General features: G+C 44.6%; 17 protein-coding genes. 4 read left to right on the top strand and 13 right to left on the bottom strand.

Features of this window, described 5'->3' with window-relative positions:
• Positions 1 to 24 precede the first annotated feature (24 nt).
• The 6 genes from trpE to EO98_RS02670 all read right to left on the bottom strand — a co-directional run bounded on the left by trpE (position 25) and on the right by EO98_RS02670 (position 6578).
• Positions 25 to 1698 (bottom strand): anthranilate synthase component I, encoded by a 1674-nt coding sequence (trpE, locus tag EO98_RS02645; protein WP_048140621.1) that lies wholly within the window; start codon positions 1696 to 1698, stop codon positions 25 to 27.
• Entirely contained in the window at positions 1685 to 2389 is a 705-nt protein-coding gene (locus EO98_RS02650) for a phosphoribosylanthranilate isomerase (RefSeq protein WP_048140619.1), read from the bottom strand. The genes trpE and EO98_RS02650 overlap by 14 nt, the downstream gene beginning before the upstream one ends.
• Positions 2386 to 3498: an anthranilate phosphoribosyltransferase gene (gene trpD / locus EO98_RS02655; protein WP_082098447.1), complete on the bottom strand. Its 1113-nt coding sequence runs from the start codon at positions 3496 to 3498 to the stop codon at positions 2386 to 2388. The genes EO98_RS02650 and trpD overlap by 4 nt, the downstream gene beginning before the upstream one ends.
• Before the next feature lie 28 nt (positions 3499 to 3526).
• Entirely contained in the window at positions 3527 to 4342 is an 816-nt protein-coding gene (gene trpA / locus EO98_RS02660; protein WP_048140689.1) for a tryptophan synthase subunit alpha, read from the bottom strand.
• A gap of 13 nt (positions 4343 to 4355) precedes the next feature.
• A complete protein-coding gene (gene trpB / locus EO98_RS02665; protein ID WP_048140617.1) occupies positions 4356 to 5567 on the bottom strand; it encodes a tryptophan synthase subunit beta in 1212 nt (403 codons plus the stop codon).
• 207 nt (positions 5568 to 5774) lie between these two features.
• Positions 5775 to 6578 (bottom strand): indole-3-glycerol-phosphate synthase, encoded by an 804-nt coding sequence (locus EO98_RS02670; RefSeq protein ID WP_048140615.1) that lies wholly within the window; start codon positions 6576 to 6578, stop codon positions 5775 to 5777.
• 235 nt (positions 6579 to 6813) lie between these two features.
• Between EO98_RS02670 and EO98_RS18695 the strand changes: the two genes are divergently transcribed.
• On the top strand, positions 6814 to 7830 hold the full coding sequence (locus tag EO98_RS18695) for an HRDC domain-containing protein (protein ID WP_052734519.1): 1017 nt from the start codon (positions 6814 to 6816) through the stop codon (positions 7828 to 7830).
• A 452-nt stretch (positions 7831 to 8282) separates the two neighbouring features.
• On the opposite strand, the gene EO98_RS02680 is transcribed toward EO98_RS18695, so the two are convergent.
• The 7 genes from EO98_RS02680 to EO98_RS02710 all read right to left on the bottom strand — a co-directional run bounded on the left by EO98_RS02680 (position 8283) and on the right by EO98_RS02710 (position 18232).
• Complete coding sequence (locus EO98_RS02680; protein ID WP_048140613.1) at positions 8283 to 8642, bottom strand: carboxymuconolactone decarboxylase family protein; 360 nt, start codon at positions 8640 to 8642, stop codon at positions 8283 to 8285.
• Between the two features lie 113 nt (positions 8643 to 8755).
• Positions 8756 to 9484: a M48 family metallopeptidase gene (locus EO98_RS02685; RefSeq protein WP_048140611.1), complete on the bottom strand. Its 729-nt coding sequence runs from the start codon at positions 9482 to 9484 to the stop codon at positions 8756 to 8758.
• 60 nt (positions 9485 to 9544) lie between these two features.
• Positions 9545 to 12586, bottom strand: coding sequence for a type I restriction endonuclease subunit R (locus EO98_RS02690; protein ID WP_052734518.1), 3042 nt, complete (start codon positions 12584 to 12586; stop codon positions 9545 to 9547).
• Positions 12586 to 13872: a restriction endonuclease subunit S gene (locus tag EO98_RS02695; RefSeq protein ID WP_048140610.1), complete on the bottom strand. Its 1287-nt coding sequence runs from the start codon at positions 13870 to 13872 to the stop codon at positions 12586 to 12588. Before EO98_RS02695 ends, EO98_RS02690 begins: the two co-directional genes overlap by 1 nt.
• Positions 13873 to 14345: 473 nt before the next feature.
• Positions 14346 to 15860, bottom strand: coding sequence for a type I restriction-modification system subunit M (locus tag EO98_RS02700; protein ID WP_048140609.1), 1515 nt, complete (start codon positions 15858 to 15860; stop codon positions 14346 to 14348).
• Between the two features lie 520 nt (positions 15861 to 16380).
• Positions 16381 to 16923: a hypothetical protein gene (locus EO98_RS02705; RefSeq protein WP_235283611.1), complete on the bottom strand. Its 543-nt coding sequence runs from the start codon at positions 16921 to 16923 to the stop codon at positions 16381 to 16383.
• Between the two features lie 745 nt (positions 16924 to 17668).
• The gene (locus EO98_RS02710) at positions 17669 to 18232 is read right to left on the bottom strand and encodes a hypothetical protein (RefSeq protein ID WP_048140606.1); all 564 of its coding nucleotides are present in this window, start codon (positions 18230 to 18232) and stop codon (positions 17669 to 17671) included.
• Between the two features lie 804 nt (positions 18233 to 19036).
• Between EO98_RS02710 and EO98_RS02715 the strand changes: the two genes are divergently transcribed.
• From EO98_RS02715 to EO98_RS02725, 3 genes are all read left to right on the top strand, one after another.
• Positions 19037 to 19504, top strand: a complete 468-nt coding sequence (locus tag EO98_RS02715) for a peptidylprolyl isomerase (RefSeq protein ID WP_048135491.1) — start codon at positions 19037 to 19039, stop codon at positions 19502 to 19504.
• A gap of 722 nt (positions 19505 to 20226) precedes the next feature.
• Complete coding sequence (locus EO98_RS02720; RefSeq protein WP_048140604.1) at positions 20227 to 21894, top strand: adenosylcobalamin-dependent ribonucleoside-diphosphate reductase; 1668 nt, start codon at positions 20227 to 20229, stop codon at positions 21892 to 21894.
• Positions 21895 to 22065: 171 nt separating this feature from the next.
• On the top strand, positions 22066 to 23043 hold the full coding sequence (locus EO98_RS02725) for a DMT family transporter (RefSeq protein WP_048140602.1): 978 nt from the start codon (positions 22066 to 22068) through the stop codon (positions 23041 to 23043).
• The last annotated feature ends 17 nt before the right edge of the window (positions 23044 to 23060 follow it).

The following is a 23060-nucleotide window of genomic DNA, read 5'->3' on the forward strand; positions in this document are numbered from 1 at the left end:
TCTCAAACTTTCATATATTTCATCTCAGAGTTCTCCGCCGATAGCCGCAAGCATTGCTGCCATCTTTCGCTCGGTCTCCCTGAACTCATACGCAGGATCGGAATCTGCAACAATGCCTGCCCCTGCCTGCACTGAAGCCTTTTTGCCCTGTACAAGCACGGTCCGGATAACGATTGCAAAATCAGCATCCCCGTTCCAGCTGTAGTACCCGACCCCACCGCCGTAGATTCCTCTTGGAGTTGTTTCAAGTTCGGAAATAATCTCCATTGCGCGGATTTTCGGAGCCCCTGAAAGCGTCCCTGCCGGAAATACCGCCCTGAAAGCGTCGAACTGGTCACACTCGGGCCTCAGGGTTCCCGAAACCGTACTTTCTATATGCTGGACATGGGAATACTTCAGGACTTTCATGAAGTCGGAAACCTTTACCGAGCCGCTTTCCGAAACCATCCGGACATCGTTTCGTCCGAGGTCAACAAGCATTACATGTTCTGCTCTTTCCTTCTCGTCGTTGAGCATGTGTGAAGCCAGGGCTTCATCCTCAGCTTCGGACTTTCCCCTCGGGCAAGTGCCTGCAATGGGATTTATTATAATAGTGCTTTTGTGTACGGTCAGCAGGGTCTCAGGGCTTGCCCCTACAATTGCAAGGTCTCCAAACTCAAAGATATACATGTAAGGGCTGGGGTTGATTGCCCTGAGCTGCATGTAAAGCTCAAACGAAGACTGCTCCAGTTCGAACTCGCATTCCCTGGAAAGGACTACCTGGAAAATATCCCCTGCAAAAATATGTTCTTTCGCCTGGAGTACGGACTCCTCAAATCCCGCCTGGTCAACGCTGCAGACCTGTACGCGTGGACCTGATGCCGTCGATGGGCTCGAAACTTTTGCTCCTGAAACAATTGCTTTTTCGGTTGATGCTTTTGCTATATCTTCCGGCAGGTGAGCTCCCTTAATTCTGGAGCAGAGCCTTTCTGCCTCTGAAAGCGCTTCTTCGTACACTTTTCCTGCATCCGACTCCGGGCTTACGAAGGGGGTGACAACTATGTAGACCTCTTCAGTCAGGTGGTCGAAGACAAAACTTTTTGAAACGAGCAGGTACTGAAGTTCGGGGATGTCGGACTCAAAGCCTTTCTCGACCCCAAGCCAGCTGTCATAGATTGCATCGTACGCTGTATAGCCGATAGCCCCTCCCAGGAAGGTCTGCCTCTCAAAACGTCTGGAATTAATAAGTTCTATCCCGTTTGCCGGAGGAAAAGCCAGGCGAAGGGCATCGAAAACATCTTTTCCCTCTGGAATTGCAGCTGTAAACTTTTCCGGACCTTCATTTTTCTTCGCTTCTTTATTCTCTGCGGTTTCCGGGCCGCAGACTTCCTCCATCTTTGCGCAGATCGCTTCAAAGAGAGGAGAAGCTTTTGGGTTAAGGAGCTCAAGGGAAATTTTTCGGTCACTTATTTTCAGCACGGCATCGGGGTCGTTTCCAACAAAGGAGTACCTTGCCCTGCTTTCCTGTTTTTCAACGGACTCCAGCAGGTAGGAGTAGCCTGTTGTCCCTGAAACCCGCAGGGCCCCGTAAAGTTCGAGGGGAGAGCAGGCAGGGGAACATCCAGCCTCAACTTTTGCAAAGAGCTGGACCAGGCCCGGCCTTTCGAGCCCGGAGACAAGTTCCAGAAATTCATCTTTTCCAAGGTCAAAGGAAAGCATCGGCACACCTCACTTCTTCAATAAACGTCCTGATTTTCACAGCATCTTTTTTTCCGCAGGTCTCTACCCCTGAAGCCGTGTCCACAGCATAGGGGGAAACTGCCCTGATAGCTTCCTGCACGTTTTCGGGTTTGAGCCCGCCGGCAAGGATCAGGGGAAGTTCTGTTTCTTCTGCAATTCTCCGGCTCAGGTCCCAGTCATGAACAAAGCCTGTACCGCCGGCTTTTCCGGCAACCCCTGAGTCCAGAAGCACGCTGTCCACAGCTCCGCTTTCTTCCAGCTCGCGGACCTCTTCAAGAAGCCGCTTTACAAGGTCCTGGAGTTTAGAAGCTCCCCGACCGGCAGGCACAGAAAGGGTTTTTATGATGGGGATGTCTGTTTTTTCCCTTATGACTTCAAGTTCGATAAGGGGCAGACTGGAGTGGATCTGCACTATGTCCGGCCTTACTTTATCGATAAGTTCCAGGGCGCAGGTGGAATTTTCAGGCATTATGACCATTACCGAATCAAGGAATTTCGGAACTTTTGAGACAAGGGCAGCAGCGGTGTCCGAATCGAGTTTCCTCGGGCTTTCCACAGGGACTTCCGTGATAAAACCCACGGCATCAGCTCCGTAAAGGGCTGCAAGTTCCATATCTTCAGGACTGCGGATCCCGCAGATTTTTACCCGGGTTTTCGGGCATGTTTTCATGCCCTTTCCCCGGAAGCCGGGCTTAACACAGACGTGTCGGAAGAGGCAAGAAGCGCTTTTCCCGAGCTAGATCTCTCTTTTTTGCCCTGCCTGGAAATTTCGGCAGTGAAATTCCGGAACTGGTTGAACTTGACCATTACTTTCCCGCTGTCAATCGCATCTTCGGCAATGGGGATTGCCTGCCGGATTGAGCCCACTATCCCGCTCACATACAGGGCTGCGGCTGCGTTCAGGATAACAAGATCCCTCTTGGGCCCTTTCTGTCCCTTAAAAATGCAGAGGAGGTCACGGGCATTTTCTTTCGGGGAACCGCCTTTGATTTCATCGGGCTTTGCCCGCAGCATGCCCAGAGCCTCCGGAGTCAGAGTGTATGTGGAAACCTTTCCGTCCTTTAATTCGGCAACGTAGGTCTCGCTCACGTTTGAGATCTCATCCATCCCGTCTCCGTTCACCACAAGAGCGTGTTCGGTCCCGAGCTCAGCAAGAGCATAAGCTATCGGCTCACAGAGGCTTTTATCAAAAACTCCTACGACCTGCCCTTTTGCTCCTGCCGGATTGGTCAGGGGTCCAAGGATATTGAAAACCGTCCTTACCCCAAGCTTTTTCCTGACTCCTGCAACCCGCTTCATGGCAGGGTGGAAAACCGGGGCAAACATGAACCCTATGCCTATCTCTTCTATAGTCTTCCTGACAAGTTCCGGGGCAAGCTCCACTTTGATCCCGAGGGCTTCAAGCACATCCGAACTTCCGGACATTGAGGTGGCGGCCCTGTTTCCGTGTTTGGCTACAGGGACTCCGACTGCTGCAGTCACAATTGCAGCTGCTGTTGAGACATTGATGGTGTTAAGCCCGTCTCCTCCTGTTCCAACGACGTCCACAAGCCTGAAAGGAACGTCCGGCCGGATCATATTGGCGACTTTCTTCATTCCCTTTACAAAGCCTGTGATTTCTTCGGGTTTTTCCCCTTTTGCCTTGAGGGCTAGCAGAAATGCCCCAATCTCCTCATCCCCTGATGTGCTCAGAATCTCGCCCAGTGCAGCTTCGGCTTCTTCTGAACTCAGGTCGCAGCCTTCGTCCAATTTTTTAATATATACTTTCATTCCCTGCATTCTTCTGCCCCCTCTGGAATTTTCTGTTTCAATTTGCTTCAAGTATGCCGGATTTGAGTTCCCTTGCAAGGGTTTCCAGCTTTTCGTTTACGCCATTTCCTTCTTCGATGACCCTGACAAAAGCCGAGCCGACAATTACAGCGTCCGCCCCCGCTTTTATAACTTCTGCAGCCTGCTTTCCGGTTGAGATCCCAAAGCCCACGGCTTTCGGAATATTGGTTTTTACCCTGGAAAGCAATTCTTTTGTGGAACCTGAAACGTCCGCCCTGGTTCCTGTAACTCCAAGCCTTGAAACCAGGTAAATGAAGCCTGAGCCTCTCTGCAGTATCTTCAGGATTCTTGCATCGGTTGTTGTAGGTGCGACCAGAAAGATCAGGTCAAGTCCGTGTTTCTCACAGCTGTTCTTCAGGTCAGCTGCTTCTTCTACCGGGATATCGGGTATGATCAGTCCGCTTATCCCTGCTTCTGCGGCATGGGCTACGAATTTTACCACTCCGTACCTGAACACCGGATTGTAATAGGTCATGCACACAAGAGGGACTTCAACCTCAAGGGCTCTGACAAGCTCGAAGTAACGTTCAATATCCATGCCGGCTGCAAGTGCCCTCTGTCCTGCTGCCTGGATGGTTGGCCCGTCAGCCACGGGGTCTGAAAACGGGAAACCGAGTTCGATAATATCCGCGCCCCCGTTTGCCAGGGCTTTTACAACCCCGGCGGTTGCTTCTGCGGAGGGGTCTCCTGCCATCACATAGCCGATAAGGGCTCCTTCTTTTTTCTCCCTGAGTTCACCGAATTTTTCTGAAATTTTTTGCCTTCTACTTTGCCTTCTAAGTTCAGTTTCCATTTGCCTTTCCATTTTAGATCCCTCTCTTCAGGCTCAGGACGGTTTCCAGGTCCTTGTCCCCTCTTCCAGAAAGGTTTACAACCACAAACTCTCCAAGTTCCCCGGATTCGGCAGCTTTTTTAAGGTAGGCAAGAGCATGTGAGGATTCAAGGGCAGGAATGATTCCTTCGAGCCGGCTCAGTTCGTGAAAAGTTTCAAGCGCTTCGTCATCTGTGACATAGCGGGCTGTAACCCTGCCGCTCTCCGAAAGGTAAGCCAGTTCCGGCCCTACTCCTGAGTAGTCAAGTCCTGCTGATATGGATTCGGACTCAAGGATCTGCCCGTTTTTGTCCTGCAGCACCTTTGTCCTGGCCCCGTGCAGGATTCCTTCTTCTCCGGCACAGAGAGAAGCTGAGTGGAGAGCTGCTTTTTCCGTACACTTCAGGGCTTTTCCCCCGGCTTCTACGGCAATCAGCTTTACCTCCCTGTCTTCGACAAAGGGATGGAAACTCCCCATTGCATTGCTCCCGCCGCCTGCACAGGCGATGATAGAGTCAGGCAGCCTGCCTTCTTTTTCCATTGCCTGCTCCTTTATTTCACGCCCGATCACGCTCTGGAAATCCCTTACGATCATCGGGTAGGGGTGGGGGCCGACCACTGAACCGATCAGGTAGTGGGTGTTTCCTATGTTGGTGACCCAGTCCCGCATTGCCTCGTTGATTGCATCTTTGAGGGTTTTTGAGCCGGTTTGTACGGCTTTTACCTCGGTCCCCATGAGTTCCATTCTGTATGCGTTCATCTGCTGGCGTTTGACGTCTTTTGCCCCCATGTAGACGATAGTCTCAAACCCGAGAGTCGCTCCCACCATGGCAGTTGCAGTCCCATGCTGCCCGGCACCTGTTTCGGCGATCAGCCTGGTCTTTCCCATGAACTTTGCAAGCAGGGCCTGTCCGAGAGCGTTGTTGAGCTTGTGGGCGCCCCCATGCACCAGGTCTTCCCGTTTGAGATAGACCTTTGTCCCGTATTTCTTGCTCAGGTTCCGGGCAAAGTAAAGAGGAGTTTCCCTGCCCCCAAAGTCCTTCAGGTAATGGTCAAGCTCTGCAAGGAATTCAGGGTCGTTTTTGTACTTCTCATACCCCTCTTCAAGTTCTTCCAGGGCCGGCATGAGGACTTCGGGTACGTACTGCCCTCCGAATTTCCCGTACTTTCCTTTTACCTGAGATTCTGAAACTTCAGTTCCTGTCAATTTGATTACTCCCTTGTATCTTGATTTCTGATTTTGTGATTCCTTAATTTTTAATTCCTGAATTCTTGATTCCTGATTTGTGATTCCTGATTTGTGATTCCTGATTTTATGAAACAGAATTATTACCTTAGTTTTGAAATGAAAGCGGATTTTTCGACCTTAATTTCCACAGGCCGAAAGTTCCTGAAAGTCAAGGAAAAGCAGTTGTTAACGCCAGCAAAAACTCTGGACGAATTCTTTAGTTTTCTCAAAAACGGAGTCACTTTCCATAAGTGAAGACCCTATAAGCACAGCATCTGCCCCTGCCTGCATCACGCGCCTGGCATCTTCGGGACTGTTCATCCCGCTCTCGCTTATAATGATATGGCTGGTCCCGTGGTCCAGGTCGTATTCCCTGATGAGGGGTGCAAGCTCTTCAGTGGTTGCCAGGTCGATATTAAGTGTCTCAAAGTTCCGGTTATTAATCCCGATGAGCTTTGTGCCGGTTTCCAGCGCAAGTTCAAGCTCTTCCCTGTTGTGAACTTCAACCAGCGGCTCAAAGCCCTTTTCAAGAGCAAGATCAACAAAGGCGTCCAGCTCTTTTCCCAGGATGCCTGCAATCAGGAGTATGAGGTCACTTTCCGCTTCCTCAAGCTGCCGCCTGTCAATAATGAAGTCCTTCCTCAGAACCGGTAAACAGACTGTTTTCCTGACGGCGTTCAGGTTTTCAAGTGAGCCCCGAAACACTCCTGGTTCAGTAAGGACCGAAATTGCAACAGCTCCGGCTTCCTCCATCTCCCATGCAAGCTCAGCAGCCACTGCCGGGGGTATATCCCTGAAGCTCTTTCCAGGGGATGCGGGCTTGACTTCCGCAATTACCGGCACCCGCCCGTCTGCTCTTACAGCTGTCACAGCGGCAATAAAGTCCCTTTTCTGGAACTGCGGCTGCGGGTCTTCCTTGTGGACATCGGCCCCAAAAGCCTGGATCCGGGTCTTTGTTGTGTTGAGGATGTGGAGGATCGAGTCGTGCATTTGTAACCACTGACGTATAATTATGTACAACAATGTCTAATACAATACTTGTTATAAAAAGGTTTTGGATGAGGACAAACGGTTGTCGATTTGATAATATTTGAACAATTATATAATATTAGTTTTATTTAAATATATGTCTGTAGACAAGGTTAAATAAAAAAAGTGAGTAAGTATACATATTAATTAAATTTACTCAGTCACGGGGTGTAATCGAAGTAACTGGGGGAAGGAAATGGCTGAATTTTTGGATACCGAAGCAACTACTCATTATTTGACAAAAATCATCAAAAACGCGACGAAGGAAGTCGTTATAATAAGCCCATATTTGAAGATAAGCCATAAGATTAAGGATTTAATTGAAGATAAAGACAGAATGAAAATTGATGTAAAAATAGTTTATGGAAAAAATGAACTGCAGCCTGATGAGAATAACTGGCTGAAACAACTTAATTCCGTTCGTACCGGTTTTTGTAAGGACTTACATGCTAAATGCTATTTAAATGAAAGTGAGGCAATTGTCACCTCAATGAATCTATACGAGTATTCACAGATCAATAATTATGAAATGGGAATATCTGTGACAAAAGATGAAGACTCAAAACTATATTCAGATATTTATGATGAAGCTAGAAGGTTATTCAGGATAAGTGAAGAAATTAAAGTAACAGTTGAAAAAGTAGCACCTAGAGATAGTGAGATCGGTGATAGGGTTTCAAGATCAAACGAACTATCAAAAGTAAACGGGCAATTGAAAGCAGAAGAGAAAATCGAAAGTGAAAAAGAAAAAGAAATAACAACTTATGATAGTAATTCAAATGACCTGAATCTTTTCGAGAGATTGAGAATACTTCGAAGTAAAGTTGCAGAACAGGAAAATGTACCTGCGTACTATATATTTACGGATAAAACTCTTGAAGAAATATGCTTTAAAATTCCAAAGAACTCTAACGAGTTTTTAAGTATTACAGGAGTGGGGCAAAAGAAACTTGAGAGGTATGGATCTGCTTTTCTCCGGGAAATTGCAAACTACTATAAAAAGGACCTGATCAGTGATTCTGGATCATGCATTCGTTGTGGGGAAAAAATAAGGTCTAATCCAAATGAACCGTTTTGTAGCGATTGTTATAATTCATGGGCTAGATTTGGAAATCCAAAGTATAAGGAAAAGTATTGTCATAAATGCGGCAAACCGACAGATACTTCTAAAGAAAAACCTGTGTGTTATCAATGCTTTAAAAATGGTTTGTAACAAATGGATTTTACTTTTACAAGGTAAATTCACTAAGAGGCCGTCTTAAAATTCAAACCATTTCTACAATTGGATAATTGTAACGTTAACTTTAAAATCGGATAGTAAATTTTTCCGAAATTCAAGTACATATTGACCTTAAGGATGTACTTTATCCCACAGGATCATACGCATTCGATGCATAAAATCAAGTACAGTAAACATTAGGGGTTAAATTTACATTTTGGACATTTAACGGTTTAATGCCACCATTTTTCAGTTCAAATGCGTAAGTCTTATCCCAATTGTGGAATCAAATTCAATTTTAAGACACGCTCTAAGAGCCTATCCGAAAAGTGCTGTGACCTACTGACCTTTACAAATGGCATATGAATAACCGGAACGTCTACTCGGATACTATATATCTATTATAACTCTTAACTATTCCATTATTGACTGTTACCGTAGGGCTGTTAATAGCCATGTTTCTCCATTTCTTTGAGTATCACTGAACTAATATCCGTGAAATTCTGAATCCTGCCGGTCCAGGCAGCCATCATCATGGCGTCAGTTATCTCTGCTCTGGTAGCTCCGAATTGATGAAGCTTTTGCAAGATTTTGACTGCGCTGTCTGTGTTGTTGTTGGAACAGGCAATAGCAAAGACAGTCAGATGCTTCTGCTTAATGGAAAGTCCGCCTTCTCTCTCAGCCCATATAGCTTTATAAAAGCCTGCAAGCCCTTCGCCAAAATCCTCATTTATCTTTTCAGCGTACACAACAGACCTGGGCGCAAAGCCCTTTATTTCCTTGATTTCGTGAATATTCTTCCCCATAATTATCCTATTTCAATACGAGATAATCGGATAAAACAATATCTTTACAACTTTTCATGGATCTGACTTTTCGGATAGGCCCTAAAATGGTGAGTTTCAACTACAAGTGGAATTCATATCTTCAACAGATCCCCTTGCACCCTCAACCACTCTTTTCTTTTTTCATAGTCCGGCAGGATTTTCTGCACCTCATTCCAGAAAGCCTTTGAGTGGTCTTTATATTTTGTGTGGCAGAGTTCGTGGACAACCACATAGTCAATAATTGACATTTTAGCCATAACAACCCGCCAGTTGAACCTCAACTGATTTGTCTTTGAGCAGTTTCCCCACTTGTTTTTCAGGGGCTGAACTTTGATAAGAGACGGTTTCTCTTCAAAGTATTTCAAATACATTCTGGCCCTCTGGTTGAGGACCTTTTCCGCTTTTTCTTGGTAAAAATTGATGAACAAGGGCTGTATGATGCGAGGATAGTCAGATTCCGGGACGCTTGCAGGTACATGGGCTATGAACTTGCTGTGGGTAAAGGTCAGGGATGGGACTATTTCTTCATTTTCCTGTACTACTTTCAGCCTGTAGCGCTTGCCTTTGTACAGGAATTTCTCTCCGCTTACGAATTCTTTCCGGGTCTCGTTTCTTATAACCTCGTTCATTTTATCGAGGTTGATTATAATCCAGCTGGCTTTCCGTCGAAGGTTTAAGGCAACCTCTTCTTTGCTCATGCTTCCAGGGGCTTTGACTGTAAACCCGGATTCCAGATCAATTACTAACTCAATGGTTTTCTGCCGGGAAGAATAGATTAAGCGGTAGTCAACGAGAGTGTTTCCGATCTTTATCTGTTCCATTCTCTATTCCATTTTTTATTTCAATCTCTGTCTCATTAATTCTTTTATTCTCGGTCCCATTTACAGCAGGTTCCTGGCAAGGTTGAGAATATTATGGCTTTCCCTTTCAGCTGTTTCGATGTCAAAATCAATTTTATATAATTCCCTTTTGATCGTTTTGAGCATTATCTTTTGCTGTTCGGGTTTTTGCCTCCAGTCAATTACTGCAAGCCCATTTAAGGCTGAAAAAAGTGGGAGAGAAACCCTTGCGAGTTTTATCTCGGCCTCTTCTGTAAGGTGCACGGAAGCTTTTTCGGCTCCGGCCTGAAGCTGGATATAAGCAGCCCTGACCATCTGGAAAACTGCAAATTCTTCCCTGCTCATGCCGTGTTTTCTTGCGACAACATCGACATCAAGCTCGTCTTTGATATTGTCAAGTTCGGTCAGGAAATCTGTGGTGGAGATTATTTCCTGTTCATGCTCTGTAATGAGTTTTTCGAGCTTTTCGCGGAGGGAAGTATAGTAAATAGGATTTGTGTTAAGAAGGTTGCTGATTGTGGTCCTGACCTTGTGCTGGATAAGGCTTGCTTTTGCTTTTGCCGAGGTCTTTTTGTTGACGATGTCATTGAACTCGGAGGAATAAATGGAAACAGGGTCATGGAAGACCTTGATGCCGTTTGATTCAAGGTATTCGTGGATAAGCGCTTTGGCTTTGGGGACAGCTTCAAGCACACTCGGGGCTTTTATGCTGTAGTTTGTCCGCATTGCATTATAGACCCTGCCGTAGAGATAGATGTCCTGCCTGAAGCGGTTTGCTTCGGGGTTAGGGATGATGTTGTTTACAAGGGCGACAAATTCCTTGAAAGCCCTTTCAAACCTGATCCGCGTGTCTTCTGCGCTCAGGACATCAAGCACGCATCTGTCCACGTATTCAGCGGAATCATAGGTTGTCGGCACGTCTTTGAAGAACCTCTTTACCTTGTTTGCCGCCTGCTCGGCTTTCGGGACATCATCCATAAGGTGTTCAAGGTAGCCTGCAATATCCCCTTCGTTGAAGATGTCAAGAGCTTCTTTGAGCCGCTTGGAAATCCCGCAGTAGTCGATAATCAGGCCGTATGTCTTGTTTTCGGTGTAGGGGCGGTTCACCCTTGCAACTGCCTGCATGAGATTGTGTTCCCGGAGCGGCTTGTCAAGGTACATGACCTGCTCGATTGGCGCATCAAAGCCGGTAAGGAGCATATCGCAGACGATCAGGAAAGCCAGTTTATTATCTTCATCAAACGGTTTCCGGAACTTTTTAATTATCTGCCTCTGCTGGGCTTTTGTCCTGTAGTACTTCCGGATTTCGGCGTGAGGGTCATCTTTTGGGCTTGAGGAAATGATGATTTCCGATTCAGGAGCCCCGAGTTCGTCCAGAATCCGTTTGTAGGTAACGGCTGCATCCCTTGATGGGGTCACGATCTGCGCCTTGAAGCCTTCGGGCCTGACAGCAGTTATGTAGTGTTCGAGAATATCTTTGCAGATGACCCTTATCCTGTCTTCGTCTTCGGCAATCGTTTTGTATTTTCCGGCCTTTTCCTTGATGGCTTCCTGCTCAAGGTCAGTGTAATCAGCAAATTCGGAATCAAAAGCAACATCAAGCTCACTTCCCAGGATATGGACTTTCGGAAGCCTTGCCTGATATTTGATCTGGACGGTTGCCCCGTCAGCTATGGACTGTTTCGGCAGGTATCTGTCAATATAATCTCCAAACTCCCTGCGCGTGGATTTGTCGTTTTTATCAATCGGAGTGCCGGTAAAGCCGATGAATAAGGCATTAGGAATTGCAGTCCGCATATTCAGAGCCCAGCCCAGACTGCTGCTGTTTTCCTTCGCAGCCGCTTTCCCGTACTGGCTCCTGTGGGCTTCGTCAGCAAAGACGATGATGTTTTCGGAGCGGGACAGTTCGGGGTAAGTCTCGCCGTTTTTCGAGGTAAATTTCTGGATCGTGGTAAAAAGAGTCTTTCCAGTGGGGGTTTTCAGCTCATCTTTTAGCTGCTCTACGCTTTCCACAGGTACGGGATTCGGGAAGCTGCAATTCTTAAACGTACCTGAAATCTGAGAATCAAGGTCATTCCTGTCCGTTACAATCAGGATGCAGGGATTTTCAAGAGAAGTCCCCGGCACTTTTTCAATCCTGCGGATTTTCAGAGCCGTATAGGTCATGGTAAGCGACTTTCCGCTCCCCTGCGTATGCCAGATTACCCCGCCTTTGCCCTCTGCCATCCGTTCAAGAATTTTGTTGCTTGCAATGTACTGGTTGTACCGGCAGAGCTTTTTATTCACACCGTTGTTTTCGGTTTCAAAAACAATGTAACTCCTGAGAATATCCAGGAAATTCTCCTTTGAAAAAAGCGAGTACAGCAGAATATCCTGTGCAGGCAGTTCCTGCCCTTCTTTTCCAATAAAAACCGCAAGATCCCTCTCATTCAGTGGATAAGGCATTTTCCACTCAAGGAAGTACTTTGCAGGAGAAAAAGTGGAAGCATAAGTCGCCCTGTACCGCGCAAGCGCAACAAGGAGCTGGTTCGGGTAAAAGAACTGCTCGTTCTTCTCCCTGTACCCGAAAAGCTGGGAAATTGCCTCATCAATCGGCTCCTGAAGATTCGGGCTTTTGCACTCAAGCACAGCCAGCGGAATTCCATTTACAAAAACCACAAGGTCAGGAATGATCGTAAAATCGTTATTCTTAACATAAAACTGGTTGACAACCGTAAACTCGTTCTTCCCAGGCTCGTCAAAATCAATGAACTTGACAGTCTGCGACTTCTTCCCGAACCCCAGGTCCTGCTTGAAACTGGTATAGTTGACCAGCTTGTAATACAGCAGCTCATTAGCTTCAACTAAAGACGCCGCCTGCACAACAGTAATCTCCCTGACCGCCTTGTTCAGCCCGACCTCATCAATCCAGGGATTTATCTCCTGAATCTTCCGTTTCAGGATGTCCAGCAAAAAGAACTGCTGCGGCTCTTTTTTCAGCTTTTTTCCGTCAATGTAGTTGTACCCCAGCTTGTCAAATACGTCAAGAGCCGGTTTTTCCACAAGGGTATATTCATCTAACTGGGGCTGGGATTCGTCTGCCATTATACGCACACTCTGACTTTTCCAGTAAGAAGATCCTGCATAAGTCCTTTTTTAAGTTCTTGAAGCCTGCTTAAGTAGTTTTGGTTGTCTTGAATCTGGGAATCAACTTTTGAGAGGACGGAGACGATTTTTTGTTGTTCGGGAAGAGGAGGAACTGGAATTGTCAGCCGAACTAAATCCTTCGAATATATCGCTCCTACACTAGTAGTACCCTTAGAAATACTTTTTAAGGATTTCCAACCTTCTGTTGATGAAAAATAATAGTTAGCCCAAAAACTGTCATAAATTGGCTTAAAATAAATTCTCATAATATTACTATTAAAAATTGCTACAATTTCATCAAATTTCCAAGTGGCTGACTTCCCAACCAATTGAGGAGTATTTCTCGTATTAAATAAAAAATCACCATAGTTCAATTTGTAGTCCCTGTATTTCTCGATGTCAGTCTCGTCAATTTTTTCTAACTTCTCAAAATTAAAACTGCCTAAATTTAAATTACCCATTTTTATTAGAATTGTACCTTCGTTTTTTGTTGAAGCTTTTATATTTACTCCTAACTGTTTTTTTTCGATGACATCATCAAATCTTTTTATTTCCCATTCTTCCGGTATCTCTCCAAGCTCAGTTTTCTTAAACTTCGTATGCCCAATACCTTTTGTAAGCAGTTTCTGCATCAGACCTTTTTTTAAGATTTCAGTTTTCTCAATAATCTGCTCTGTCTGTTCGATTTGTTCATCGACTTTTGAGAGGATGGAGGCGATTTTTTGTTGTTCAGGAAGAGAAGGAGCTGTGATTTTTATTTTTGAAACTTGGGTTGTATTAAGTGCAGGATATTGTCCTCCTGCCATCATTGAGGTGCATTGATCAATGACTTTATCTGAAAACAGGAATTGTAAAAGGTACTTTGGATCTAAATTTCCCCCACAACTTAGTACAGCAAATCCGGTAGAGCAAATTTGATTCTCGTAAAGTTGAGGAACTAAAGCGAATGCTTTATGATAGGGTCTCACTGTTGACATGATTACATCGTCTTTATGTATCACCCTTCTTGCCCTTGAAGGAGCTTCTTTTCCAAACAGTCGCTTTGGATTTTTGATTAAACCGGTTCCATTTTCTACGGCATCGATGTCTATATAATAAAAGGACTCTTCAGAATTCTTTGTTGGATCTCTACTTTCTCTGTTTATGTTTGCGAGTTGGTCGATTTGAACGATTCCCCACTCTTCCGGAATCATTCCCAATTCCGTTTTCTTATACCCTTCAGGAACTGAAACATTTTTTGTCATTTACAAACCCTTTTCCACTTCAAATCTGAATTCGCCAGTCAGTGCTTGGCGAATTTAAAAATTCACTAAGTTAACTGTTGCTTTTCTTTAATTCGTCACGCAGTGCGTGATGAATTTAAAAACTTACAAAGCTGGCTACCCTTCATCTTTAATTCTTAATAGATTGTTAACTGCTGAATTGTCAGTAAATTCTTTATTTTTTGATGTTTTCTTTACAGGGCTTCTAATTTTTTCGTTTTTATCTTCTCGAAGTCATTTTGTTCCAGCCGCGCTGAGGCGCGTGACAAGAACGACCGGAAGAAGCTATTCAGGCTGCCCCGGAAAAGTTATTCCTCTTGAATTTGTCAAGCAGTGCTTGGTGAATTTATAATTTTAAAGTGTCCATGCGCTCTTCTCTCAATTGGCCACGCAGTGAGTGACCAATTAAATATTTTCCAAAGTGAGCCCAAAATTGAGAGATTTCTCATTCCTCTTCATTCCTCGTACCCGAGGTCCTTCAAATAAGCCTGCATTTCGCTGTAAGACACATCCCTCTGCCTGATAAGCTCTTTTAACTCTTCGTTGACCGCTGCCACGTCAATTTCAGGTTCGGCTTCTGAGGTGTCCACATAGAGGGAAACGTTCAGGTTGTAATCATTTTCGACAATGCTTTCTTTCCCGACAACTGCACAGAACTTTTCAATATCTGCAAAGCCGTCGAAAGCCGAGACGATCTTCTCAACATTGTTGTCCCGCAGGAAGTTCTGGGCTTTTCCTTCTTCATATTCGGAAGAGGCGTCGATGAAAAGGATTTTGCCTTTTCTTTCGGGGCGTTTGTTTTTGTTGAAAATTAAAATCGTGCCCGGGCTGCCTGTGTTATAGAATAGGTTCTGGGGGAGGGCTAGGACAGCTTCGATCTGGTCATCGTCAACATAGCCCTGGCGGGAGACTTTCTCCTGCCCGCCGCGGAAGAGGACACCGTTGTCAAGCACAATTCCAAGCACGCCCGACGAGTTCAGGGTTGCAGTCATGTGCTGAATCCACATCCAATCGGCTGAAGAGGCGGACGGGAGCGCATATTTCACGCGGGAATAGGGGTCTCCTTTGGCGAGCCAGTCACGGGACCATTCTTTCTGGTTCCACATCGGGTTGGCTAAAACGCGGTCGAAAACCATCAGTTCGCCGTTGTCCAGCAGCTTGGGATCGGCCATCGTGTCGCCTTTCTCAATCTTTGCCTCAAGAATATCGTGCAGGAGCATGTTCATCTTGCAGATGGCCCAGGTGTTGAGGTTTTTTTCCTGCCCGAAAAGGGAGATTTTGTCCTGGTTTTTGCCGTGTTCCTGCAAATAGTGGATGCATTCGATAAGCATGCCGCCTGAGCCGCATGTGGGGTCGCAGATGCGCATATCCTCGGCGGGCTTGATCAGCTTTACAAGGAGCCTGACCACTTCTTCGGGGGTGTAGAATTCCCCGCCTTTCTTTCCGGCATCGTCTGCAAAGTGTTTGATCAGGTATTCGTAGGACCTGCCCAGCATGTCCTTATTTTCAAGGGAATGGTTTGCCAGGTTGTATTTCCCGAAATGGGTGATAAGCTTCTGGAGGACGGCGTCGGATATGCGCTCCTTGTCGTTAAAATCAATAGCAATCAGCACGCCTTCAAGGGAGCTGTTTTCGTGTTCCAGGGCTTCAAAGGCTTTGTTTATAGCCTCTCCTATGTCCGATGACTTCTTTTCAAGTTCGGACCAGCGGGCGCGGGGAGGGACAAAAAAGCTTCCTCCGTGCTCTATCGGGTCGGATAGGGCAATCTCTTTTGCCTTTGCTTCAGGCATGCCGTCTTTTACAAGTTCTTCCGTAATCCGACTGACGTTTTCCTCAAACTGGTCAGAGAGCCTTTTTAGGAAAAGCATTCCAAAAATGTAGTGCTTGTACTCGGAACTGTCAATTGAGCCTCGCAGGATGTCTGCGGCTTTGAAAAGGTGAGTGTTTAATTCGTTAAGGGTTAAAGGCATGTTTTTCGGTCCTGTTCTGGTGAGAATGAACACTGTGTCCTAAAATTCTGCATGTGAAATGGAGTGGTTAGAATCGAATTGGAATTGAATAATATGACAATCTCTTATTAATAATCCAGTAAAAAGCTTGCGATTCCGTTTTACCTTTTCAAGATTGAAGCTCTTCTTTAAAACTCTCCTTTAAAGCTCTTCTCGCAAGCATTAAAACAATCAGTATAATTATTATATTTATTTTTAAGGAAGTGCGGTTGAAGTTTTCATTTTTTCGCGAAAAGCCATTGGACTCAAGCCGCACCGGATTTCTGGAATAAAAACGGGAGGAAGTTATTCAGGTCCCCCTGAATAATATCTCACTAACCACGGAAACCGCGGAAAGTACGGAAATCTCTGTACCCATAAATTGGTCCTCTTGAGCGCAGCGAAAAGGACAGCGTACTCCCGAGGCGCAATTCGGGCGAGGCGCAATTCGGGATCACAAAAACCCTTAAAATTTCACAGGTCTCTTCTTCGGAAGTAAGTCTCAAATATTATCATAAGTCGTAACCATCGCCTTTGTCACTTCGAACAGATCTCCAAGTAGCGGTGTTGTGTCTTCAGATTGCCCCAGGGTCGCATTTGCAGCATCAAGCATATCCTGCGGATATACGAGGCTTTCATTCAGATCTGAAACAGCACTATCGAAGGTATTCAGAGTAAAATTTGCCTTACTCATGTTCTCAGGACTTGTTTCCATGACAACAATCGCCGAGTTCACTGCTTCCAGGCCTGTAGAAACTTCCTCTATTGTGGACTGCAGGAAAGGATATTCTGCAGAGTGTTCGTTGAGAGTTTCATTTATATGATCCAGGTTGAGGTCAAGAAGGTGAAGCATGGATGCGAGAAACCGGAGGCTCAGGCTCAGCTCCTGTTCAACGACTTCAGTTTCGTTATATGAAGACGTAGAGTTATCTATCGGATTTATTTTCGCGTATTCATTTTTAAGAATCGTTCCAGTGTCAAAATTTATTTCTGCTGAAACTGGAAGCACAGATAGAGTTATGAAGAGTCCTGCTGCTATCCACAAGCAAAAAACCTGAAATCTGTTTATAACAATTTTCCCCCTGTTGTAGATCGGAATTTAACGGTACTTAACAGAAATTAACAGAAATTAACAGAAATTAACAGTACTTAACGGCACTTGTCATATTTTCAGCCTTATTCAAAAGGATACTAAACTGCCTATAAAAACATACTGACTTATATAAAATTATCTTGGAAGTAAATGTCATATAAAAGGACAATATAGTGCAGAGTTTGTATAAATTTTTTCATATCTTATAAAATTTAAACTACTGTAGAATGAATGTCTTGAAAATAAATTTGTAAGTTATACCGTAAGAAAAGAAAAGCCCCCAATCTCGCTCAATAACTTTATATATCCGCGATCTATTTAATTATAATTATCTAGATATTTTAATAAAACTTGAATAGTCTTTATCGGACTTTAAACAATCCTTTTCAATTAATGACCTCAAATACGCAATCATTAGATAGTTCGGGCATCTTAGATAGAGGACAGTAATCAAGAATTAAAACATTTTTATTTCCCTATCGTTTGCCTCAAGAAATGCCCGAAGTCCCGGGCTATCTCCGACCTGAGAAATGTGAAAAGACTGAAAACTTTTGAATGCATAATGCAACTAAAAGAAAATTAAAGGCTTTAGCTTTTTAAAAGTAAAAATAAAAAAACCGGGAACTGATCACAAAAATCCTTAAACTGATCACAAAAATCCTTAATATCTCAAAGGTCCCATCTTCCCGGTTCAGTCTCAGATGTTGTCATAAGTCGAAACCATTGCCTTTGTCACCCGGAACAGATCTTCAAGGATCGGAGTTGTGTTTTCAGGCTGTCCGAGGGTCGCATTTGCAGCATCGAGCATATCCTGCGGATATACAAGGCTTGCGTTCAGGTCCGCAATAGCATCGTCGAAGGTATGCATAGTGGAATTTGCTTTACTCATGTTAGTGGGATCTTCCACATAAATAATCGTTGAGCCCACCGCGTCTATCCCTGTGGACGTTCCCTCTATTGTGGATTGCAGGAAAGGATATTCTGCAGAGTGGTCATTGAGGGTTTCGTTTATAAGGTTCAGGTTGAGGTCAAGCAAGCGAAGCATGGATCCGAGAAAACGGAGACTCAGACTCAATTCCTGTTCAACGACTTCAGTTTCGTTATCTGAAGTCGTTGAGTATTCTGTTAAATTTAGTTCCTCTTTTTCATTTCCGAGAATTTTCCCAGCTTCAAAAGTTGTTTCTGCTGAAGCCGGAAGTACAGATAAAGTAACGAAGAGTCCTGCGGCTATCCACAGGCAAAAAACCTGGTGTCTGTCCATAACAACTTTCCCCACTATCGTTTATTGGAACTTTCCGGAACTTTCCGGAACTTTCCGGAATTTAACGGAACTTTCCGGAATTTAACGGAACTTAATGGAACGTAATGTATTTTCTTCCCTATTAAAAAATAAACTAAGCTGCCTATAAAAACGTAAGTATTTATATAAAATAATCAAGTAAGTAGAGAGCCCGCAAAAGACAATATAATGAAGAGTTTATACAAATTTTTTCATGTTTCCTAAAATTTAAACCACGGTCTACTGAAAGTTCAGAAAATAAAGTATCAAGTTGCACCCTAAGAAAATAAAAGCCTCCAATCTCATTCAATAACTTTATATATTTGCAAACAACAAAATTATAATTTTGTGGCAATACTAATACAACTTGAATAGTCTTTATCGGGCTTTAAACTCTTCTTTTCAACTATTTTCCTCAAATACGTAATCAATAGAGCACTCGGGCATGTCAAATCAAGAACAATAATTAGTAATTAAGACACTTTGCCTCATTGACTTTTGCCTCCTAAAATGCCCGAAGTCCTGAACTCTCTCCTACCTGAGAAGAACGAAAAGGACTGAGAACTATTGACCGCACAATGCAACTAAAAGAAAATGAAAGGCTGTAGCTTTGTAAAGTAAGTCCTCTTGAGCGCAGCGAAAAGGACAGCGTACTGCAGAGCCGCAACTCTGCTGGCGAAGCATTTACATGTAAGGCGAGCATACAATGCACAAAAAGCCAACAAAAAGACAGGCACACATAAAAATAAGGTTAAATCAGGTTAAAAAACCGGAAGAGGAACAGAAATGGCTGTATGGAAGGGAAAGAAAGTGGTTTTGCACACCACTATGGGTGATATCACTCTTGAACTGTTTGAAGACATGCCGATTACGGCAGGAAACTTTGCAAAACTTGTGGACAAGGGCTTCTATGACGGCGTGATTTTCCACAGGATAATTGACAAATTCATGATCCAGGGCGGAGACCCGACAGGAACAGGCATGGGTGGGCCCGGCTATGAGATCCCGGACGAGTTTACGAAACACAACCGGAACGACAAGGGCACGATTTCAATGGCAAATGCCGGCCCGAACACAGGCGGAAGCCAGTTCTTCATTAACCTTGTAAATAACACCCACCTTGACAGAAATCATCCAGTTTTCGGAAAGGTTGTAGAAGGCATGGATGTTGTCGAAGCCATGGGGAAGGTAAAGGTCGACCGTCAGGACCGCCCGAAAACCGAAGTGAAAATCGTGAAGGCTGAACTGGTCTGAAGACTTTTCTATCTTCAGGTCAACCCTTATTATTTATTTTTTATGTAACTATTCAGCCTGGGGAAAACAACATCAATAGCCATATTTAGTAAGATTCAATAGGCAAATTTCTGAAAAATGATTTTATTTGATTGTTGGCTATTGATTACGGTTTTTCAATTATCATGGTGAATAATCAGATATATCGGTTTCATCAAAATCGATATCAATCAACTGATTTTTGTAGGCTGAATAGTTACTTTTTTATTTTTTTTCCGTGAGGAATCAATTTCCGTAACGGCCTATGACGATTTCAGTTTTGCATCCTCAGATTTTAGGATTTCTGATTACGTTTTAGGATTTCTGATTACGTTTTAGGATTTCTGATTACGTTTTAGGATTTTAGATTACGTTTAAGGATTTTGGATTACGTTTTAGAATTTAGGATTACGTTTTAGGATTCGGGATGATTTTTTAGGATCATGGATTCTACTTATTTGTTCAAATTCTTTTTAGGATTACATTTCTAACTATTTGTTCGAACCATGTTTAGAATTATGGATTCTAACTATTTGTTCTGATTATGTTTTCTCATCAGCCATTCTTATCACGCTTTCTAACCGAGTTTTCGGATAAAATGATAAAAAATCCCGTATAATTATGGAATACTATTTCTTTTTAGCGAAAAACACCGAAACCTGCTTACGGAAACCTGATGGAGATTCACGGGAGAAACGATTTAGGTGCTGGATACTGAGGAAGGATGGGATGCTCTGGTTGCCGAAGCTCTTAAGGCCAGGTACCTGCGCGAAGGGGAGAAAGGCTGGGAGGACATCTGTGAAAGGGTGGCAAAAGCAATTGCAACGGGTGAAGAAGAATATCTGGAATTCAAAGACCTTATGATCCGTAAAATCTTTCTTCCGAGTTCTCCCACGCTTATGAACGCAGGTACGGAACTGGGCCAGCTAGCCGCATGTTTTGTAGTCCCTGTGGAGGACAGTGTCGAGGAAATTTTTGATGCTCTCAAAACCGCAGCCCTTATCCAGAAGACCGGAGGAGGGACCGGGTTTGACTTCTCAAAGGTGAGGCCAAAAGGGTCTCAGGCCCTTTGCGTTGACGGGGTTGCCAGCGGTCCGCTTTCTTTCATGAAGCTCTTCAACGAGGCAACGGAAGTCATCAAGCAGTTTGGCAGGCGCAGAGGCGCAAATATAGGAATCCTGGACGTTTCCCATGACGACCTCATACCTTTCATCAGGGCCAAGCACGTTGAAGGGAACTTCAGGAATTTCAACCTGTCAGTAATGGTCCCTGATGCTTTTATCAAGCTTGTTGAAGCAGGCAGCACTGAAGAGGTCTGGAACCCCCGGACAGGTGCAACGGTTGGGACCATATTCTCCGAAATCGTTGATGGGGTCTGGAGGAACGGGGAACCGGGCGTTCTCTTCTATGACCGTATAAACAGGGATAACTTCACCCCGAAACTTGGGAACATCACTGCCACAAACCCCTGCGGAGAAGAGCCTCTCCTGCCCTATGAGTCTTGCAACCTGGGCAGCATTAACCTTTCCCTTTTTGTTGTGGACGGAAAAATCAACTGGGATTCTCTGAGGGAAACCGCCGGAAAAGCTGTCCGTTTCCTTGATAATGAAATTGACATAAATGTGTACCCTGTCCCGGAGATTGGGGAAGCAACCAGAAAGACAAGGAAAATTGGACTAGGAGTTATGGGATTTCATGATATGCTTTTGAAACTGGGGCTGCCCTATGACTCAACAGAAGCTCTCGAGCTTGCAGAAAAGCTTATGGAGCAGATTAGCCGGGCTGCAGTCCGGGAATCAAGAAAACTTGCGGCAGAAAAAGAACCTTTTCCGGAACATGAAAACTCCGCCTGGGAACTTCCAATGAGAAACGCCGCATTGACTGCAATTGCCCCGACCGGAACTATCAGTATTCTTGCAAACTGTTCTGCAGGGATTGAACCTGTTTTCAGCTGGGTTTACAGGCGGACCCGTACAGTGGGAAAAGAATTCCTGCTTGTTCACCCCCTCTTTGAGGCACATTTTAAGCCAGAACTTTCGGAACCTGATTACCTCCGGCTCCTTGAGTATGTCTATACGCATGGCACCCTGCAGGACATAAAAGACCCGAAAATAGTGAACGAAGATGAAAAAAGGCTCTTCAGGTCAGCCCTTGATATTAGCTGGAAGACTCATATTGATGTACAGGCGGCCTTTCAGCGCCACTGCCATGCAGGAATCTCAAAGACCATCAACATGCCTGCAGATGCCAAAAAGGAAGATATTGAGAAAGCTCTGATTTACGCCTGGAAGCAGGGATTAAAGGGGCTTACAATCTACAGGACCGGAAGCAGACAGCATGTGGTTCTCAACTTGAAAAAGTCAGGAAACTAATTCCGGAAACTGAACTGTCTCTGGCAGGGTAATTTTGGAGTATTGGCCTCCCACTGCAGAATAAAAATACCCTTTGTAATAAGTTCTTTAATTTTTTTAGTAAGTATTATATTACCAGAATTATAGTTATCTCACTAAAAATATATATACATTCGTCCCTCCAGAATATATATGACTGTTTCTGTGACTGCTGCCTCCAAACACCACCTTGAACTGCTCACTGCGTGTGTTATATATGGTACCGTCGGAATTTTCATGGAATGGCTCAAGGATATGTCTGTAGGTTCGATTATTTTCTACAGGGTCCTTTTCGGGCTTTCAGCCATACTGTGTTATCTTGCAATTACCGGAAACCTCGGTCAGCTCTCGTTGAAAAGGAAGAAAAAGTACCTCCTTCTTCTGGGAATTCTATACGTTTCGCAGATGTTTTCCTACTATTCTGCAATTCGGTACCTGGGAGCTTCTTCTGCTGTCCTTCTCCTGTATACTGATCCTATATACCTGACTTTCCTTGCACCCGTTCTTCTAGGTGAAAAGAATACTGGAAAAACTATTCTTGCTCTTTTCCTGGGTCTGATAGGCGTCTTCTACGTAACAAGGCCCGAAGGCGGTTTTGAACAACTTGAATTTGGAAGCAACTATCTTAAAGGAGTAATCTTCGGGCTCGTAGGAGGGCTCTTCAGCAGTGGAGTCATAATATCTGTCCGCTTCCTCAGGGACGAGTACAACGGCCTTACCCAGCTTGTCTGGCAGAGTGTAATCAGTCTGGTCTTCCTCTCTCCTTTTGCAATCTCCCTTCCAGGACAGGTACTCGCTGCAAACCTTCCCGTCCTCATGCTTTTCGGCTTCCTCATCACCGGTGTAGGTGCAGTGTTCTATATAAGAGGCGTTGCGGGCGTAAGCGCCATTACAGGCAGCGTCCTCACCCTTCTTGAGCCGGTTTCCTGTATCTTTTTTGATCACACCGTTCTGGGAAGCCCTGTTCACAGCGGGATGCTTATAGGTTCCTTCTTTATCCTTGCAGCAGCAGTCGTAGTAAGCCTGGATAACTCTGTTTTCCTGAAGAAGTTGATTTTCGGGGAAAAGATGGGATTAAGCAAAAAGATACCCTTCTGGAAAAAAGAACTTTTAAGGGTACAGGGTAAATAAGTACCCTGTTTTCTTTT

The sequence above is a fragment of the Methanosarcina sp. 2.H.T.1A.6 genome (genome assembly GCF_000979455.1).
Classification (GTDB): domain Archaea; phylum Halobacteriota; class Methanosarcinia; order Methanosarcinales; family Methanosarcinaceae; genus Methanosarcina.